The sequence below is a fragment of the Winogradskyella sp. genome, assembly GCF_013042245.1.
In the GTDB taxonomy this organism is placed as follows: Bacteria; Bacteroidota; Bacteroidia; order Flavobacteriales; family Flavobacteriaceae; genus Winogradskyella.
On sequence record NZ_JABDQL010000121.1, the window covers coordinates 1 to 4,712 of the forward strand.

At 34.9% G+C, this 4,712-nt stretch carries 4 protein-coding genes and 1 pseudogene; 2 read left to right on the forward strand and 3 right to left on the reverse strand.

What is annotated here, in order from left to right:
• The first annotated feature begins 298 nt into the window (after window positions 1-298).
• On the forward strand, window positions 299-496 hold the full coding sequence (locus HKP48_RS09545; protein ID WP_296345244.1) for a hypothetical protein: 198 nt from the start codon (window positions 299-301) through the stop codon (window positions 494-496).
• Between the two features lie 458 nt (window positions 497-954).
• On the opposite strand, the gene HKP48_RS09550 is transcribed toward HKP48_RS09545, so the two are convergent.
• From HKP48_RS09550 to HKP48_RS09560, 3 genes are read right to left on the reverse strand one after another with little or no spacing between them, the layout of a single operon-like run.
• A complete protein-coding gene (locus HKP48_RS09550) occupies window positions 955-2,220 on the reverse strand; it encodes an MFS transporter (protein WP_296345245.1) in 1,266 nt (421 codons plus the stop codon).
• Window positions 2,221-2,223: 3 nt separating this feature from the next.
• A complete protein-coding gene (gene recJ, locus HKP48_RS09555) occupies window positions 2,224-3,915 on the reverse strand; it encodes a single-stranded-DNA-specific exonuclease RecJ (protein ID WP_296345247.1) in 1,692 nt (563 codons plus the stop codon).
• 18 nt (window positions 3,916-3,933) lie between these two features.
• Window positions 3,934-4,371, reverse strand: a complete 438-nt coding sequence (locus HKP48_RS09560; RefSeq protein ID WP_296345248.1) for an OsmC family protein — start codon at window positions 4,369-4,371, stop codon at window positions 3,934-3,936.
• A 70-nt stretch (window positions 4,372-4,441) separates the two neighbouring features.
• On the opposite strand from HKP48_RS09560, the pseudogene HKP48_RS09565 reads away from it, so the two are divergent.
• Window positions 4,442-4,594 (forward strand): annotated as a pseudogene (locus tag HKP48_RS09565) (carboxymuconolactone decarboxylase family protein); the annotation flags it as partial.
• Between the last annotated feature and the right edge of the window lie 118 nt (window positions 4,595-4,712).

Sequence of the window (4,712 nt, forward strand, 5' to 3'; positions counted from 1 at the left end):
TTACTATTTCCTGTCGCTCAAATAATTCGAGGCTTTTGAAGTATTCTGTGAAATTTTGTGGTATCATGACTTTCGTTTTTACTAAAATACAACTTATTTAAGTCATATTATAGAATATAGCCAAAAAATACTAATCTTCTTTTTTGTGTTGCTCGGCATATTCAGTTAAATCCAATTTTTCAAAATGTTGCAATACAATCTCTGTTAGAACAATATTTTGAAAATTAGTATTCTAAAAAAACTTTAAACACCCTCATTTTTTGGTGAAGTTAGTTTTCAAAACAATTAATTTGTTTTTATGTATGAAACAATACCCCGTTTAACAGACATTCGTATTGATGGCAATAGCTCTAGCAGCAAAACGTGTAACATACCAACAGTAAATATTGGAAGTGTTGTTTATGATGGAAGCGGTTCATTTGCTCTTTCAACATCTGGAGAAGAAATTATAATTTATCAAAGTTCAGCTTATCAAATATTAGTAACGCCTGTATGACTTTTTCAATCTGATGATGTTGCAGATTGACCAACTGGTTTAAACCCGGCGTATATAATAAACTTTGATATTCAAGTACCTGACACAGATATAGGCGTATATACTGGGGCTTCTAATTTTAGTAGTTTAGCTGATTTTTTGACTTACAAATTACAAATGTTGTTAGCAACTGGAACACTCAAGATAGTAGCGGAAACAATGGTAATGACAATGTTTCTCCAGATTATCCTGATGATTTAAATTCTGGATTTGCTCAAACCTTAAGTCTAGATTTATTTTCTTTATCTGCTGGTTTAACCATTTTTCCAAATCCCACTAATGGGAGTAAATTTATTAATATTTCATCTGGATTGGATTCAAAAAAGAAAGTTATGCTTTATAACCTATTAGGTGAAAAATTCATTATTAAATAAAATATTGAGAGTCACTAAAGGCACAGTTTATAAGCTGTGCTTTTTTTATTCTTTTTCGTGTTCCTCGATATCTTCAGTTAAGTCTAGGTCTCTTAAAGGTTTATTCTTTAAGCCCATAATTCCAACAATTATCAAGGTCACTGTTCCTCCTAGCATCACAGCTAAAGGTGCACCAAAAATACGTGCTGCTATTCCGCTCTCTAGAGCTCCTAGCTCATTAGAAGACCCAACAAACATAGAGTTTACAGCACCAACGCGTCCTCGCATATCATCTGGGGTTTTAAGCTGAAGTATAGTTTGCCGAACCACCATAGAAATACCATCGAAAACACCAGAGAAAAACAAGGCTAAAACACTCAACCACATTAATTTTGAAGCGCCAAAAATTATCATACAAACTCCAAAGCCAAATACCGAAATGAGTAATTTTTTTCCTGTGTTTTTAGTAATAGGAATATAAGTCGTCGCCAACATCGTAATTATGCTACCTGATGAAAGAGCAGCGTTTAACAATCCAAACCCTTTCGGTCCGGCATCTAATATATCTTTTGCAAATACGGCAAATATAGCTACTGCTCCTCCAAATAAAACGGCAACCATATCTAGAGTTAATGCGCCTAAAATTACTTTATCATTGAAGACAAAACGCAATCCAGAAGTTATACTCTCTTTTACAGTCTCAGTAGTCAATTTATTTAAAATTGGCTTTTTACCAATCTGAAAAACCAATACTAAGGCTATCATTACCAATAAAAAAATAAAGCCAAGCGTATGGTGTACACCAATCCAAGCTATTAAAAACCCTCCAACTAAAGCACCAAAAACATTAGCCCCTTTCCATGTACTGCTACTCCATGTCGCCGCATTAGGGTATACTTTTTTAGGAACAATAAGTGCTATCAATGAAAATATAGTTGGCCCAAAAAAGGCTCTAAGCACACCTCCAAAAAACACCAATCCATAAATACCGTAGAGTATCGTGTCGGTTTGCCAAGTAGCTTCTATTTGGGTTGATGTTAGCCAGAATAAACCAAAACTAATTAAAGAAAAAAGAGAAATGCAAAGCGCAAATAAGTTTCTTTTTTCTTTTCTATCTACAATATGCCCTGCAAAAGGCGCTAGAAAAAATGCTGGTAAAAACTCGCAAAGCCCAATTATTCCTAATGATAAAGGGTCTTTAGTTAGAGTATAAACTTGCCACTCGATGACAACAAACTGCATAGACCAACCAAATACTAATGCAAAACGCAGTAATAAAAAAACATTAAATTCTTTAAACCGTAATGCTGCGTATGGGTCGTTTTTTGCCAAAATTTAAGCTTTAATATCCTTTAATTTTAATTGTAGACTCACATTACCATTCCAATGATTTTCGTCAATGGTATAAGCAGCCGAAAATGGTTTACTATTTGTAATCAAATCTAATTTTTCTCCCATACCAAAACCAATTGCTACAATTTCTTGGCTGTCTCTTTGTTTAGCAGTAAATCGCAAATGGGTTTTATACTCACCTACACATTTTCCCCAGCCCGTATCTTTAATGCCTTGTGACATAAAAACAGGCGTCATATTTTCTGGACCGAATGGTGCAAACTGGTTTACAATTCGCATTAATCTGTCATCGATTTGATAGAGACCAATCTCCAAGTCTACTTTTAGCTCTGGAGTTAACAGCTTAGGGTCAATAGTCTCTTTGACTACTGCCTCAAATTTTGCTTTAAATGCTTCGTAATTTTCAGCCAATAATGTTAATCCTGCGGCGTATTTATGTCCTCCAAATTGCTCTATATACTCTGAGCATGCTTCAAGTGCATTATAGACGTCGAAGCCTTTTACAGAACGTGCTGAAGCCGCTAACTTATCGCCACTCTTTGTAAAGACTAACGTTGGTCTGTAATAAGTTTCTGTTAACCTCGAAGCAACAATGCCTATAACGCCTTTGTGCCAATCTTCTTGATAAACCACAGTTGTAAAACCTTCTTGCTCTTTATTTTCTTCTATCTGAATTAAAGCTTCTTCTGTAATACGCTTGTCTGTTTCTCGTCTATCAGTGTTGTATTGGTCAATATCTACAGCATATTCTGCAGCGAGGTTAAAATCAGTTTCGGTCAGTAAGGTTACGGCATGGTTTCCGTGTTTCATACGACCAGCCGCGTTGATGCGTGGTGCTATAATAAAAACCACATCGGTAATGGTTAATTCATCCTTTTTAACCTCAGTAATAATCGCCTTCATCCCAGGTCGGGGATTACTATTTATAATCTGTAAACCAAAATAAGCTAATGCTCTATTCTCACCAATAATAGGAACGATATCCGCACCAATAGCTGTTGCTACTAAGTCTAAATATTCAACTAAATCTTCTGGAGTTTTACCTTCTTTTTGAGCTAACGCTGAAATTAATTTAAAACCAACACCACAACCGCAAAGTTCTTTAAATGGATAGTCACAGTCACTACGTTTTGGATCTAAAACAGCAACTGCTTCAGGAAGCTTTTCACCTGGTCTGTGATGGTCGCAAATAATAAAATCGATACCTTTTTCTTTAGCATAGGCTACTTTTTCAATAGCTTTTACACCACAATCTAAGGCTATAATAAGACTAAATCCATTGTCTTCGGCAAAGTCAATACCTTTATAAGACACGCCATAACCTTCATCATAACGGTCAGGAATATATGTTGCAATATTTTCGGCTTTTGTTTTTAAATAGGAAGACATTAAAGCTACAGAGGTTGTCCCATCTACATCATAATCGCCATAAACCATTATATTTTCACCCTCGACTATTGCAATTTCTATTCGAGCAATGGCTTTGTCCATATCTTTCATTAAATATGGGTCGTGCAAATCGTCAAAGCTTGGTCTGAAAAAAGTCTTCGCAGCTTCATAAGTATCAATACCGCGTTGTAACAATAAAGTTGCTACGGTTTCATCTACCTTCAAAGCTTCTTGCAGAGCTTTTATTTTTTGGGAGTCTGGTTTTGGTTTTATGGTCCAACGCATTATTGTAATTGGATAATTTTAGGTATTACGTTTTGTACCAATATGAAAATGGTTGTTAGTTTCAATCTTAGCAAATTGACGGAACATTTCCATAACACCACAGTATTTTTCTACAGATAATTCTACCGCGCGTTCGCATTTCTTTTTATCCAAATCCGAACCATAAAAATGATAATCTATAGCTACCGAATGGTAATACTTGGGATGCTCATCGGTTAATTCTCCAGAAACTTCAATTTTAAAATCATCTATTGGTGATTTCATTTTATCTAAAATAGAAATGACATCTAACGCTGAACATCCTGCTAATGACGATAGCATCATGGCTTTAGGAGATAAGCCAAAACGCTCCTCTTGACCATCTACATTAGTATCCATTACTACCGATTTTCCGCTTGGATTATCTGATTCAAAGGTCAATCCTCCTTTCCAATGTGTTGTGATTTTATCAGCCATTTTGTTTTAGTTTGTTTATTATAGAACTGTTATCTTGTACATTCAAAAATACGACTTAAAAAAAACAAATATGGCATTAGTAACTCCGTTATCTCCAGAGCACGATTTAGAAACCAAAGAATTGGCAGAATTCTTTAACGAAACTCTTGGTTTTTGTCCAAACTCTGTGCTTACTATGCAGCGCAGACCAGCAATTAGTAAAGCATTTATAAACTTAAGTAAATAATCCTCGGGGCAAGCCCACGAGGCATTAAAATAATTTCAATTGATTATTCTTTTTCAAACTTTTATAATCCTTTTCAACACCTTGTTCCTTAACATAATTTGCTATCAATTTTTCA